The 12,664-nt window shown below is 69.1% G+C and carries 13 protein-coding genes; 5 read left to right on the plus strand and 8 right to left on the minus strand.

The features are described 5' to 3' along the window. Positions 1–96: 96 nt before the first annotated feature. Entirely contained in the window at positions 97–642 is a 546-nt protein-coding gene (locus NDI86_RS20930) for a metal-dependent hydrolase (protein ID WP_310902215.1), read from the minus strand. A 103-nt stretch (positions 643–745) separates the two neighbouring features. Here NDI86_RS20930 and NDI86_RS20935 point away from each other — a divergent pair, with 103 nt between their 5' ends. Further along, on the plus strand, positions 746–1,018 hold the full coding sequence (locus NDI86_RS20935; protein WP_310902216.1) for a DUF8044 family membrane protein: 273 nt from the start codon (positions 746–748) through the stop codon (positions 1,016–1,018). Between the two features lie 44 nt (positions 1,019–1,062). Here the strand turns inward: NDI86_RS20935 and NDI86_RS20940 are convergent, their stop codons facing one another. The 4 genes from NDI86_RS20940 to NDI86_RS20955 all read right to left on the minus strand — a co-directional run bounded on the left by NDI86_RS20940 (position 1,063) and on the right by NDI86_RS20955 (position 5,418). Continuing rightward, on the minus strand, positions 1,063–2,892 hold the full coding sequence (locus NDI86_RS20940) for a glycosyltransferase family 2 protein (RefSeq protein ID WP_310902217.1): 1,830 nt from the start codon (positions 2,890–2,892) through the stop codon (positions 1,063–1,065). Positions 2,893–2,981: 89 nt separating this feature from the next. Continuing rightward, the gene (locus NDI86_RS20945) at positions 2,982–3,929 is read right to left on the minus strand and encodes a DUF1616 domain-containing protein (RefSeq protein ID WP_310902218.1); all 948 of its coding nucleotides are present in this window, start codon (positions 3,927–3,929) and stop codon (positions 2,982–2,984) included. Between the two features lie 53 nt (positions 3,930–3,982). Continuing rightward, the gene (locus tag NDI86_RS20950) at positions 3,983–4,432 is read right to left on the minus strand and encodes a DUF7970 domain-containing protein (protein ID WP_310902219.1); all 450 of its coding nucleotides are present in this window, start codon (positions 4,430–4,432) and stop codon (positions 3,983–3,985) included. Then, positions 4,429–5,418 (minus strand): ParA family protein, encoded by a 990-nt coding sequence (locus NDI86_RS20955; protein WP_310902220.1) that lies wholly within the window; start codon positions 5,416–5,418, stop codon positions 4,429–4,431. The genes NDI86_RS20950 and NDI86_RS20955 overlap by 4 nt, the downstream gene beginning before the upstream one ends. Positions 5,419–5,850: 432 nt before the next feature. On the opposite strand from NDI86_RS20955, the gene NDI86_RS20960 reads away from it, so the two are divergent. Further along, positions 5,851–7,542 carry a potassium channel family protein gene (locus NDI86_RS20960; RefSeq protein WP_310902221.1) on the plus strand — a complete coding sequence of 564 codons (1,692 nt, stop codon included), beginning with the start codon at positions 5,851–5,853 and terminating at the stop codon, positions 7,540–7,542. Between the two features lie 5 nt (positions 7,543–7,547). Here NDI86_RS20960 and NDI86_RS20965 read toward each other — a convergent pair whose 3' ends face one another. Beyond that, entirely contained in the window at positions 7,548–10,199 is a 2,652-nt protein-coding gene (locus NDI86_RS20965; RefSeq protein WP_310902222.1) for a cation-translocating P-type ATPase, read from the minus strand. A 60-nt stretch (positions 10,200–10,259) separates the two neighbouring features. Here NDI86_RS20965 and NDI86_RS20970 point away from each other — a divergent pair, with 60 nt between their 5' ends. Beyond that, positions 10,260–10,550: a DUF211 domain-containing protein gene (locus tag NDI86_RS20970; protein ID WP_310902223.1), complete on the plus strand. Its 291-nt coding sequence runs from the start codon at positions 10,260–10,262 to the stop codon at positions 10,548–10,550. A gap of 6 nt (positions 10,551–10,556) precedes the next feature. Beyond that, entirely contained in the window at positions 10,557–11,138 is a 582-nt protein-coding gene (locus NDI86_RS20975) for a VIT1/CCC1 transporter family protein (protein WP_310902224.1), read from the plus strand. Positions 11,139–11,150: 12 nt separating this feature from the next. On the opposite strand, the gene NDI86_RS20980 is transcribed toward NDI86_RS20975, so the two are convergent. Beyond that, the gene (locus tag NDI86_RS20980; RefSeq protein ID WP_310902225.1) at positions 11,151–11,582 is read right to left on the minus strand and encodes a pyridoxamine 5'-phosphate oxidase family protein; all 432 of its coding nucleotides are present in this window, start codon (positions 11,580–11,582) and stop codon (positions 11,151–11,153) included. A gap of 95 nt (positions 11,583–11,677) precedes the next feature. Between NDI86_RS20980 and NDI86_RS20985 the strand changes: the two genes are divergently transcribed. Then, positions 11,678–11,962, plus strand: a complete 285-nt coding sequence (locus tag NDI86_RS20985) for an amphi-Trp domain-containing protein (protein WP_310902226.1) — start codon at positions 11,678–11,680, stop codon at positions 11,960–11,962. Positions 11,963–11,964: 2 nt separating this feature from the next. Here the strand turns inward: NDI86_RS20985 and NDI86_RS20990 are convergent, their stop codons facing one another. Further along, positions 11,965–12,561, minus strand: a complete 597-nt coding sequence (locus NDI86_RS20990) for a metal-dependent hydrolase (protein WP_310902227.1) — start codon at positions 12,559–12,561, stop codon at positions 11,965–11,967. Between the last annotated feature and the right edge of the window lie 103 nt (positions 12,562–12,664).

The raw sequence follows: 12,664 nt of genomic DNA on the forward strand, positions 1-12,664 counted from the left end.
GCGTCAGCAAAAGTGTTGCAGTCGAACGTCGATTGAAGTGAATTGAATCGTAGCCGAGGTCGAGTGGGACAAAGATGGGACAGATACTGCAAGCAGTCAGTTCGCACGCGGGGACGACCACCAGGGCGCCCGGAGGAAGTGGACGAGAAAGACGAGGCCGCCGAGGGCAGCGACGCCGAAGGCGGCCAGCAGCGGCGTCGTCACCTCGACGCCGGCGGCGAACTCCCCGAAGCTGGTGAAGTCGTCGTACGGGTACGGCGGCAGGAGCGGCCACAGCAGGAACGTGAACTCCTCGACGCGCCAGTAGTAGAGGGCGACGTAGACGTCGCCAAAGAGGTGGGTCGCGTAGCCAAGCGCGAACGCGAGGCCCACCTCGGCGTGGCCGCGATACCAGACGACGGCCAGCACGGCGAGACACAGCGGGACGGCGACGAGGAGCGAGTGGGCGAGCGAGCGGCCGGACGGCAGCACGGCGAACTGCCAGGCGAGGGGTTTGTCGACGAGGTCGGGGAGCTGTGTCCCGGCCACCACGGCCAGGAGTTCCGCCCGGGACAATCGCCCCCGCAGGTCGAGCGCGACGAGCGCGCCGGCCACGACCAGGAAGACGGCGTAGCCGAACGCGGCGTGGGTCCACGGAAACATCTCTGTCCATCGAACGGACCCAACTGGCTTGAACTCGGCGGCTGCGTGTGACCAGTCGGCAACCCACCGTAACTATGGTCGACGCCGCCGTAGCGCCGGCAGGATGGTCACAGCGAGTCAGCGACAGTTCCTCCTCGCACAGGCGGGCTGGACAGCGGCGGCTAGCGCCTTGCTCTGGGTCGTGGGCTCGCTCACGGCGGAACTCGTCTTCGTCGCCTCATTTCTCGGGTTCGCGCTGGTAACGGCGCTGACGGCGCCCCTCCACGACCGACCGGCCTGGCGCTCGTGGCTTCGCTGGCCGCTCCTCGTCGGGACGCTGGTCTTCCTCGTCGTCGTCGGACTGCGGACGCTTGAGAAGTTCGCCGGGCTGTACTGAGCCCGGGACGGCGACCACGCCCCCGCGGGAGCCGCGTCCGACGGCTAGTCGTTCCCGCCGGTCGTGAGCCGCTTCATCGTCGGGTGGACGTTCAGCACGTGCATCAGTATCGCGGCGATACAGAGCAACATCCCGCCGACGGCGAACAGAATCGAGACGAGTATCTCGTGGGCGGCGAGGGCGCCGGTGTCGAGATACGACGTGAGCAACAGCACCGTGACGGCGATGCCCATCACCGTTGAGACGACGCCGGGTGCCCCGACAACCAGCAGCGGGCGGCCGTACTCGACGGTCCAGGCGATGTTTCGCAGCAGGTCGACGCCGTGGGAGAGCGAGCCCTGGGAACTGGAGTTCTCCACGTCGTAGTAGATGGTCGTCGGAATCTCCCCCACGGAGAGGCGGGCCCGGTGGGCGTGATAGAGGATGTCCGTGCTGGCGCCCATGTTGTTGCCTATCATCGGGTCGGCCGCGAGCGAGCGGACGGCCCGCCGGCTGTAGGCCCGGTAGCCACTCTGTGTGTCGTGGACGAAGCCGCTCGGGCGGAGCTTCCCCATGCTCACGTTCGTCAGGCCGTTGATGACCGCGAGCCCGACCGAGCGGACGAAGGGTATCTTGGTGTCGCGCTCGCCGACGTAGCGGCTGCCGATGACGATGTCCGTCCCGTCGCGCTCCTGGCTCTCGACCAGCATCGGGATGTCGGCGGGGTCGTGCTGGCCGTCGGCGTCGATGACGACGAGGTGTTCGGCGCCGCGGTCGTCGGCCGTCCGAAAGAGCGTCTTCAGCGCCCCGCCGTAGCCGCGGTTTAGCTCGTGAACGACCACCGACGCGCCCGCCTCGCGGGCCCGGACGGCCGTCTCGTCGGCGCTCCCGTCGTCGACGACCACCACGTCGTCGGCGAAGGCCGTCGCCTGTTCGACCACCGAGGCGATGCTCGAGGCGGCGTTGTACGCCGGGATGCCGACCACGACCCGCGGCCCCTCCGACGGCGTCGACCAGGACTCCGGAATCGCAACGACCTCGTAGTCGGCGCTGTCGTAGGCGTCGGCCGTCCGGTCGTAGTCGATGCGCGGGCAGTCGCGCGTCTGGAGGACGATACCGGGCAGGCCTCGGCCCCTGGCTGCCGCCGAGAGGTGGCGGTGGAGCTGGCTCTGTGTCGCCCCCGCAGCGGGCGGGTCGAGCACCACCGCGCCCAGCGACGACAGCTTCGACAGTATCTCGGAGCCATCGCCCCCGTCGGCGTAGGTCACCAGCACGCTGTGACCCCGCTGACTGGCCCGGACCACCGTCCGCAGCGCGGCGTCCTCGTTCCGGGGTGTCAGGACCACACCGACGGCGGCGCCGGCCATCGACCGGGGCGCCGCCTCCCCGTTCAACAGCGCCTCGTCCGTCGCAGTCGGCCCGCCCAGCGTCAACAGCGGGAGCCGAAGCTGGGCCTGCCCGAGCAGCGTCTCGGTCCGAACGTCCAGCCGGGTCCGGTCGCCGTCCGCGGCGACCAGCGCGGCTGACACCCCCTCCTCTGGCACCCAGTCGGCGGGGAGTTCGACGCGTGGCTCGGGGAGGTCCGCGGCCACGGGACCGGTGAGAACGTAGCCGAACCGCAGCGCCGACTCCGGCCGAACGGTCCCCTCGACGCTGATGACACCGCCGGCCCCGCGCCCCCGGTCGCCACTCGAAACGGCGACGCCGTGTGTCTCCGGTACGGTCTCCGTGAGACGGACGCCGGTCGGCTCCGTGCCGGTCGTCGTGACGGTCACCACGGCGAGTTGCCGGTCCTCGCCGGTCGCGACCAGCGAGCGGACGACGGCGACGTCCCCCGCTGTCGTCACGCCGTCGGTGACGGTTTGGCCAACGTTGGCAGTTGATTGCTCCTCCATTACCTTCACGTCCAGCCAAGTTACGTACCAGTTGTTGGTCGAGGATTCAAATATAGATATCGTCTCGTGCAACAACCGGCAACGCTCTGTTACGAGGGCTGCGGGGTGACGGTCAGCCAGACGTGGACCTGCCGGAGCGGCCGGTCGCTGCCCCGCCGGTACAGCCGGTAGGTGAGCCGGAGTCGCTCACCCGCGAGGGGCAACTGGACGGTGTGGCGCCGGACGGTCGTCTCGCCGGGCTGAACCCGCATCTCGAACGTGTCGAGGCGGCGCGACTCGCGTATCCGAACGGTGTCGTTTTCCCTGGTGACCCGTTCGAGGCTGGCGACGACCGTCCCCTCGAACGGCCCCGAACCGGCCGCTCCGAGGCCGACACCGACGGTGGTGGGTTCACCGACGGTCACGTTCGTGGGGTAGTTCTCCGCGACCAGGTCGCCCGACTCGTCCTGTCCGAGGACGTAGAACTCCGTGACGACGCCCTGCTCGGTCGACTCGTGGGCGACGACGCCCACCGCGCCCGCGGCCGACAGGAGGACGACGAGCGTCAACAGCAAACCTGCGGGCCCCTCGCCGACGACGACCGACCGCGTTCGGGCGGCCAGTGTGGCGGCGTCGGTCCCGGCCCGCCGGTCGACGGGGAGTCGAAGCCGGCGATACCACGCGACCGCCGTCGCGGCCAGTGTGAACAGCCCGAGTCCGACCGCGACTGCCTCGCGCTGGAACCCCCAGACGGTGAAATCCAGCACGCCGCCGACCGCCGCGACAGCCACGACGCTACCGCCGACGCTCAGTCCGAGTCGGCCGAGCCAGGACGTGGTCCGCGCCGGCGTCGGCCCGGTCTCCCCGGCGGCGGGAAACACCGCCGAGACGAGCGCGTAGCCGGGAACGAGCAACACGAACGGGAGGCCGACGACGAGTGCAACCGGCCGCACCGAGCCCAGCGGCGAGAAGACGACCGCCGCCGCGAGGGCGACAGCGAGGACCACTGCCACGAGGTCGGCCGTCGATGTCCGGTCGCTGTCCCCAGTCGCTACCATACCCACTCCTCTGTGTCGGGGAACTAAAAGTGAGTGGAGTGGGACGCAAGTGGCTAGCCCAGCGAGTCGAACCCTTCCTCCCGCATCAGTTCGGCGACCCGCTCGGGGTAGCGAAACGCCGCCAGTAGCGCGAACTCACGGGCGTCGGTCTTCGAGACGTCACTCGCGCCCAGTTCGGCGGCCAGCGCGTGGCGGAACTGCGCCTCGCCCTCGGCGACCTTATCGCGGACGTGAATCTCCAGCCGGGTGTCTCGCTCGTCGCCGACGTTGTTCCGCCGGACGAAGTACGGATAGGTCTCCCCGTCGCCGGCGCCCGTCGACGCCGGCGGGTCGTCGGTCGCTGCGGGCGAGCGGTCGGCGGCGGGGCCGGTGGCGTCCTGTTCCGACGCGCCGTCCCCGCTTTCGGTCGCCCCCGCTGTCGACGTATCGCCCGTCGACTCCGCCTCGGACGCGTCCTCGGCGTCGAAGTCGAGGTTCCCGGAGCCGGACTTGAAGTTCGTCACGCCGTGGTCACCTCCCCTCGCTCGCGCAGGTCGATCTGTCTCGTCTCGTCGTCGGACACGTCGATGTCGAGCACCGGGTCGACCTCGGCGTCGAACGTCTCCGTAGCGAGGAAGTACGCCAGTTCGGCGAGCTTGCACAGCGTCTCGATTTCGCGGTCGCGCACGCGGCGCTGCCCCGGTTCGCTCACCATCTCGCCGTCGCGTTCGAACGTCTTCCAGCGCTCCTCGACCACCTTGAACGCCGACCCGCGGGCCTCCCACATCGCGTCCATCAGGCTCTCGCGGTCGCCGATGCTGACCGGCGTCGCGAACTCGGGCGTCTGCTCGAACTGTGCGCGGTACTGCTGGTGGGCGTTCGTCTGGCCCACGCCCGACGGGACCACGCAGGCGAGTCCGACCTCGATGTCCAGCTGGGCCTCCATGTTGCCGACCAGTTCGCCCAGCCCGTCGAGGCTCAGATTGCCCTTCCCCGCGGGTTTGACCGGCGCGACGAGCGTCCGGAGCGCGAAGATAGCGTTGTACAGCAGGTCCTCCGCGCGGGCGTTCGGGTCGATGAGCACCACGTCGTACGTCTCCTGGACTCGCTCGCGCTCCCACAGCAGGTCATAGAGGAGTTCGAACCGCGGGTACTCCTCCCGGCTCATGTTCTGCATCCCCGTCTCGTAGGATATCTTCTGCTCTAAGTTCGAGGTGAAATCGCCGAGCATGTCGTGGCTCGGGACGATGTCGACGCCCTCGGCCGTCGTCTCGACGAGCTCCTCGAAGGGGCCGTCGGGCATGTCGAGGACGTGTTTGACCAGGTTGTCCGCGTCCGGGTCGCTCCGACTGGCCCCGGCGTCGAAGAGGCTGGTCAGGTTCCCCTCCTGTGGGTCCAGGTCCAGCACGAGCGTCCGCAGCCCCATCCGCCGCAGCGCCACGGCGAGGTTGGCTGTCATCGTCGTCTTGTACGTCCCACCGGACTCCGAGTACACGACGGCCGTTATCATATAGCGGTCTGTTGCGTGCCCGTCTCATAAATCTGTGTCAGACATCCGGGCCAGTTATCTGTAATTTCTGTCTGTAACAGATGTCTGTAACGGAAATTGGGACCGGTCGCCGTGTCGTCGTTTCCGGAAGAGAGCCCCGAATTCGGGCCCGCTGCTGTGACAGTTATCTGTAACAGACATCTGTATCGAGCGGTAATGACAGCCCAGGATGCTGGATAGCCGCGTGAGCCCCCCGTCCCGGCCGCCCGTGGGACAGTGTCCGGTCGGCGGCTCCGACAGACGATACAGACAGGTGTTACAGACAGTCGGTACAGATAGCGATGGCAGATGGGTGGCCCGCCGGGTCGTCCCGAGCGCCGAACACCGGCGGATACCCGCTCCGCGAGTGCCAACCTATTTCACCGAGTTCCGTGAAGGACGGAACCGTTGCGCATGATTCCGTCGTCGTGGTCGCTTCCGGAGGTCGAATACTCGCGGCGAAACCGGCTCATCATCTACTACCTCGCTGGGCTGGTGGTCCTCGTCCTGTGTTACACGGCGACGTACAACGCCCTCCTGGCGCGTCTGGAGGGGGTCGAGCAGTCGTTCTTCGCCTCCTTCGAGTTCGTCGTCCAGACGATGACGACGACCGGCTACGGCCAGGACGCTGGGTACTGGAGCCATCCGCTGATGTTCCTGTTCGTGGCCGCGACACAGATTTCGGGCATCGCACTCGGATTCTTCACGCTGCGGCTCATCATCATCCCGCTGTTCACCGTCGCAGAGGTGAACCTCGACGACCGGTTGACGCGAAAACGCGACCACGTGGTCATCTGTGAGTACCGTCGCGACTCGGCGGTCCTGCTCGACGAGCTCCGGGAGCTGGACATCGAATACGTGCTGATTTCCTCCGACAGGGACGAGGCGAAATCGCTCTCCGACGCGGGCTACGCCGTCATCCACGGCTCGCCACAGGACGCGTCGGCGTTCGAGCGGGCGAGCATCGGGACGGCACGCGCCGTCGTCACCGACGCGGGGAGCGCGAACGTCAACACGATTCTGACGGTCAGATCGGTCAACGACGACGTGGAGATTATCGCCCTCTCGGACGACAGCGACATGCGAGACGTACTGGGTGACGCCGGGGCCGACAGCGTGCTCTCGCCACACGGTCTACTCGGACGCCGACTGGCCGAGAAGGCGGTGTCGTCGTTCGGAGCCGAACTGGACACCGTCGAACTCGGCGGCGACCTCGAGGTGGCGGAGCTGCCGGTGCTCCACGGGAGCCCGCTCATCGGCACCCGCATCAGGGACTCGCGCATCCGGGAGGCGACCGGGGCGAACATCGTCGGCGCCTGGATAGACGGCGAGTTACAGCTCCCGCCGGACCCTGACGCTGTCATCCGCGACAACACCGTCCTGCTGGTCTCCGGGGGACACGAGGCGCTGGAACGGTTCAGCGACGTGACGCGACAGACGCGCGGACTCGGGATGCACGACCGAATCATCGTCGTCGGTCAGGGCGAGGTCGGGCAGGCCGCGGCCGAGGTGGTCGCCGAGGCGGGCATCGACCTCGTGACGGTCGATACCGAGGACCGCGAGAGGGTCGACATCGTCGGCGACGTCGGCTCGAAGGAGCTCCTCCGCGAGGCCGGTATCGACGACGCCGGTGCGATACTCATCGGGCTCGCGGACGACTCGCAGTCGCTGCTGACGGCGGTCGTGGCGCGGTCGCTGAACCCGGACATCGAGGTGCTGATACGCGTCAACGACACCGACGCGACGCGGAAGGCGCTCTCGGCCGGGGCCGACTACGTCCTCTCGGTCCCGCGGGTCAGCGCACGGATGCTGGCGAAGGAACTGCGCGGGGAGGACGTGCTCGCGGCGGCGAACCAGATACGGCTCATCCGGGTGCCAGCGGCCCCCTTCGCCGGGTCGACCATCGCGGCTTCGGGCATCTTCGAGCAGTCGGGGTGTCGTATCATCGCCCTGGAGGACGACGACGGACTGGAGAGCACCATCGACCCCCAGCGGACGCTGACCGGCGACGAGCGGCTCACGCTCGCGGGCCCCGACGAGGCGGTCCGCCAGTTCCTGAAGCGGTTCGACGTCTCGCCGGTGGACGCGCCGACGGAGCAGCGCTGACGCGGTCAGGACGGGCCGCGCGTTCCGGAGTCGGTCCGGGCGTCCGTCCCCCGGCCGATTCGTCGGGCGGCCGCTGCGACGGCGAGATAGAGGGGCAAGACGCCGAGCGAGAGGACCGCGATGTACCCCCAGTCGAGGAGGCCGAGCGCCACCGTCCCGAAGTAGTCGCTGAGGGGGGTGTACAGGACGGCGAGTTGCAGGGCGAGCGAGCCGCCGACGGCGGCGGCGAGCCACCGGTTCGAGGCGGTCGGCGTCTCGCGGAGCCACCGGATGACGTAGAGCTTCTCGAACTCCAGGACGACGAAGGCGGTAAACACCATCGTCATCACGTACGGGGTCACCGACGGAGCGCCGTCGAGCGTGACGAACAGCAGGCCGAGGATGCCGGCCGTGGAGACGGTTCCGGCGCCGCCGATGAGCCCGAGCATCCCCGGGTCGACGATTCCCCGGTCCGGGTCGCGGGGAGCCCGTTCCATCACGTCGCCGCTCTGTGGGTCGGCCCCCAGCGCCAGCGCCGGGAGGCCGTCGGTCAGCAGGTTTATCCACAGCAACTGGACCGCGGGGAGAACGAGATAGCCAAGCAAGGAGGCGATAAAGACGATGGCCACCTCGGCGACGTTCGCGCTCAGGAGGTACCCGACGAACTTCCAGACGTTGTCGAAGATGGCTCGACCGCGCTCGACGGCCCGCTCGATGGTCGCGTAGTTGTCGTCGAGCAAGACGATGTCGCTGGCCTGCTTGGCCACGTCGGTGCCCCGAACCCCCATCGCGACGCCGATGTCGGCGTGTTTCAGCGCGGGGGCGTCGTTGACCCCGTCGCCCGTCATCGCGACGATGTGGTCGCCGGCCTGGAGCGCCCGCAGGATGCGGACCTTCTGGGCGGGAGAGGTCCGCGCGAAGACGTCGACCGACGCGACGCGCTCGCAGAGTTGCTCGTCGGTGAGCGCCTCGATGTCGCGCCCGGTCGTGACCGCGTCGCCCAGCCCCAGCGAGGCGCCGATAGCGGCCGCGGTGCGGGCGTTGTCTCCCGTCACCATCTTCACGTCGATACCGGCGCGCTGGGTCGCCGCGATGGCCGCGGCCACCTCCTCGCGTGGCGGGTCGAGCATCCCGACGAGCCCGACGACGGTCAGCCCGTCGCTGATATCGACGGGGTCCCCGGCGTCGTCGCGCTCGACGGCGGCGCTGTCGCCGACGGCCACCGCGAGCACCCGCAACGCGTCGTCGGCGAAGGCGTCGACGCGCTCGTGGATTCGCTCGGCCGCCGCCCCGGACAGGGGCGTGGGACCGTCGGCGGTGAGGACCTGCGAGGACTTCTCGACGACGACGGCCGGCGCGCCCTTGACGAAGACGTCGTCGCCGTGGACCGTTCCCATCCACTTTCGCTCAGAGGAGAACGGAATCTCGCCCGTCCGCGGCCGGTCCTCGCGGAGTGCCTGCACGTCGATGCCGCGCTGGCGCGCCGCCGCGACGATGGCTTGCTCGGTCGGGTCGCCGTCGTCGGCGGTGGCGTCGTTACAGAGGGTGCCGGCTCGGAGCAGGCGGTCGACGCGCTCGGCGTCGGCGACGTCGACCGACTCGCCCGGCGCGGTGACGCTGTCGTTGACCCAGATGCGGGTCACCGACATCCGGCCCTCCGTCAGCGTCCCAGTCTTGTCCGTACAGATGGTGTCGACAGCGCCGAGGGCTTCGACGGCCGGGAGACGGCGCACGAGCGCGTCTTCCTCGGCCATCCGCCTGACCCCGAGCGCCAGCGTCAGCGTGACCACCGCGGGCAACCCCTCGGGGACGGCCGCGACCGCGAGCGATATGGCCGTCAGCGCCGACTGGACCGGCTCGGTCCCGCGGGCGAGGAGAAGCGGGACGACGAGCGCCGCGAGGACGACGACCCCAAGCCCGAGGAGGCGGCCCAGCCGGTCCAGTTCCCGCTGTAACGGGGTTTCGGTCTCGGCCGTCCCGGCGAGTTGCCCCGCGATGGCGCCGACCTGCGTCTCCATGCCGGTGGCGGTGACGACGGCGACGCCGGAGCCGCGGGTGACGTTCGTCCCCCGGTACACCATCGAGGTCCGTTCGGCAAGGGGGGCGTCGGCCGGGACCGGCGCCACCGCCTTCGAGACGGGGACGCTCTCGCCGGTGAGCGCCGACTCGTCGACCTCCAGCGAGCGCGATACGACGAGCCGAGCGTCCGCCGGGACCACGTCGCCGCCGCCGAGTTCGACGATATCCCCGGGGACGAGGTCCGTGGCCGCCACGTCGGTGGCCGTCCCGTCCCGACGTACCGTCGCCGTCGGCGCCGCCAGTTCCCGGAGCGCGGCCAGACTCTCCTCGGCCCGGTAGTCCTGGACGAAGCCGAAGACGCCGTTGGCGACGACGATGACCGCGATGAGGACAGCGTCGACCGCGTGGCCGGCCCACACCGAGAGGAGGGCCGCGGCCACGAGCACCCAGATGAGGACGCTGTCGAACTGCGCCACGAAGATGTCGGCCGCGCTCCGACCGCCGCCCCGTTCGACCTCGTTGGGGCCGTGGGCCTCGAGTCGCGTCGCCGCCTCGGCCTCGGTGAGTCCGTCGCGGTCGGTGTCGTACGCGTCGAGGACCGTCCGGTCGTCGCCGCTGTGGGGCGCCTCGGCCGCGGCGGCCGCCGGCCGGTCGGTCATCGTCTGCTGTCGTCGCCCCGCGGGCGACGGTTTTGTGTCCCGCGGCTACCACGGTCCGGTATGGCACCCGTAAAGCGACTCGTCGTCGACATCCTGAAGCCACACGACCCGCCGCTGGCCGAGTTCACCGGCCACGTCGCGGACGTCGGCAGCGTCGACGGTGCGACCGCGTCGCTCATCGAACTCGACAAGGAGGTCCAGAACGTGAAACTCACCGCCGGCGGCGACGACGTCGACGTCGACGAGGTGGAAGCCGAGATAGAGGCCCTCGGCGGCACCGTCCACTCCGTCGACCAGGTGTCCTGCGGGGAACGGGTAGTCGAGGACCGGCCGATTCCCCAGGACCGCTGAGTGCCAGTGCCCTCCCTTCGACACCTCCTCGGGCGGCTGCTGGGCGACGAGGACGTCCGCTCGATATCGCGTCGGTACTTCGTCTCGAACGGGTTCGACGGCACGCTGACTTGCATCGGGGTCGTCGTCGGGGCCGTCCTCTCGGGCGTACCCGACGGGCTGACGGTCGTCAAAATCGGGCTGGGCGCGGCGGTCGGGCTCGGCACCTCCGCCGTCTGGAGCGTCTGGGAGATAGAGCGCGCCGAGACGAGAGCCGAGATTCTCCGCATCGAGCGGGCGATGCTCGTCGACCTGGACGACACGCGCATCCAGCGGGACCGACAGGGCGCCCGGCTCGTCCACGCGACGATGAGCGGACTCGGACCGCTCATCGGCATCCTCGTCCCGCTCGCGCCGTTCGTCCTGGAAGGGACCGTCTTCTCGATGGTCGAGGCGGCCCTCGTGGCGGTCGCGCTCGGTATCGGTATCCTCGGCGTGTTCGGGGCGTACATGGGGTCGATATCCGGACAGCGGTGGTACGTCGCCGCGGCCCGCATGGCGCTTGCCGGCCTGGTCGTCGCCGTCATCAACGTCTTCCTCCCTGGCTAGTGCGGACCACGCTCAGGACTGGACGCGCCCGACCAGTTCGTCCGGCACCAGCCGGTAGAACTCGAAGTCCACCTCCCGGGTCGGGTGGTCGAAAATCCCGACCAGCGGGATGTCCACCCGGTGTAACCCTTCGAGCGTCTCCGTCTCGATGCCCGCCCGCTCTACGTCTTCGAGGCCCCCCTCGGCGACCACGCTGTGCCAGTCGTCGTCCTCCCGGTCGTACGTGACAAAGGAGACGGGGCGGTCGGGGAGCGACCCCTTGGCGTGGCTCGCGCCCACCGCCAGCCGGAAGTAGAAGGTCGTCTCCGCCCGGTCGTAGCCGTAGGAGACGGGGACGGTGTGGGGCGCCCCCTCGTCGGTCGACAGCGAGAGCACGCCGGTGCCACCCCGCCCCAGGAACTCGTCTCGTTGTTCGTCCGTCATCTCGACGCTGGTCTCGGACATGATTAATACGTTGACATGAGCTTACATAAGCACAGGGGCCCGGACGTCTCGGCAGCAGCGAAACGGATGTATCCGTCGACACGTATAGCGGGGTGATGGTAGACAGTGACAGCGAGCGGTCGGTCATCCGAGCGGGCCGCGATTTCGAACAGGCGTACCGCCTCGACGCGAGCGAGGCCGGCGAGTTCCTCGTGGCCATCGGCGAACAGCTACGCGACGGGGACGAACTCACCATCGTCGAGGAGGAGTGGGAACTGCCCTTCGCGTTCGGCGAGCCGGTGGAACTGGAGATAGAGTTCGAGGGGACGGGCGACCCGACCCTGGAACTGGAGGTCGAACTCCCCGGCCGCACCGACGAGCGGGCGCCCGGCGTGGAGTGAGGTCAGTTCCTCCGGGCGACGGTCCGGCGGACCCAGCGATAGCCGTCGCGCACGACCGGCATCCCGTCGTAGACCCACAGCGCGACCGCGAGGACCCAGAACGCAAAGAACGCGAGCAGTGGTGCCGACAGGTCGCCCGAGAGCACCGCCCGAGCGATACCCCTGACGTAGGGCACGAAGTTGGTCATAAACTCCCCGAGGAAACTCTCTCCCTGACTTCCACCGCCGTCCGTGACCGGCCAGAGGAGGGTCCCGACGGCGAGTTCGCCGCTCGCGAGGAACGCCGGGAGAATGTCGCCCGGCAGGTGGAGCAGGTAGCCGGCGGCAAAGGCCAGGCCGAGTCGCGGCCGACCGCGCCTGGCGCTGACGGCGACGACGGCGACCGAGACGGGGACGGCGACGAAAATCGAGTGCGCCAGCGTTCGCCCGCCCTGGAGCAGGCCGAACTGCCAGGCCAGGGGCTTGTCGACGAGGTCCGGAAGCAGCGCGCCGAACGCCACCAGTGCCGTCTCCCGAGTCGTGGGCGCGGCCCGCGCGAGCGCGTGCGAGGATACCGAGTACGCTATGTAGGCGACGATGGCGTGTGTCCAGGGCATCATGACGGTGGAGGGTCCCCGTGAAACCTACCGTCACTCGGGCTTCCAGCGAGAAGTATCTTCGCGACGAGACGCGGACCACGACTCGATATAGCGGGCAGCGGTG

Origin of the sequence: Haloarcula onubensis (genome assembly GCF_031624605.1) — an archaeon.
In the GTDB taxonomy this organism is placed as follows: domain Archaea; phylum Halobacteriota; class Halobacteria; order Halobacteriales; family Haloarculaceae; genus Haloarcula; species Haloarcula onubensis.

Coding starts and splice junctions, on each gene's coding strand:
- NDI86_RS20960 (WP_310902221.1), top strand. CDS start 5,851: ATGATTCCGTCGTCGTGGTCGCTTCCGGAGGTCGAATACTCGCGGCGA.
- NDI86_RS20965 (WP_310902222.1), bottom strand. CDS start 10,199: ATGACCGACCGGCCGGCGGCCGCCGCGGCCGAGGCGCCCCACAGCGGC.
- NDI86_RS20940 (WP_310902217.1), bottom strand. CDS start 2,892: ATGGAGGAGCAATCAACTGCCAACGTTGGCCAAACCGTCACCGACGGC.
- NDI86_RS20970 (WP_310902223.1), top strand. CDS start 10,260: ATGGCACCCGTAAAGCGACTCGTCGTCGACATCCTGAAGCCACACGAC.
- NDI86_RS20935 (WP_310902216.1), top strand. CDS start 746: ATGGTCACAGCGAGTCAGCGACAGTTCCTCCTCGCACAGGCGGGCTGG.
- NDI86_RS20985 (WP_310902226.1), top strand. CDS start 11,678: ATGGTAGACAGTGACAGCGAGCGGTCGGTCATCCGAGCGGGCCGCGAT.
- NDI86_RS20930 (WP_310902215.1), bottom strand. CDS start 642: ATGTTTCCGTGGACCCACGCCGCGTTCGGCTACGCCGTCTTCCTGGTC.
- NDI86_RS20980 (WP_310902225.1), bottom strand. CDS start 11,582: ATGTCCGAGACCAGCGTCGAGATGACGGACGAACAACGAGACGAGTTC.
- NDI86_RS20990 (WP_310902227.1), bottom strand. CDS start 12,561: ATGATGCCCTGGACACACGCCATCGTCGCCTACATAGCGTACTCGGTA.
- NDI86_RS20955 (WP_310902220.1), bottom strand. CDS start 5,418: ATGATAACGGCCGTCGTGTACTCGGAGTCCGGTGGGACGTACAAGACG.
- NDI86_RS20945 (WP_310902218.1), bottom strand. CDS start 3,929: ATGGTAGCGACTGGGGACAGCGACCGGACATCGACGGCCGACCTCGTG.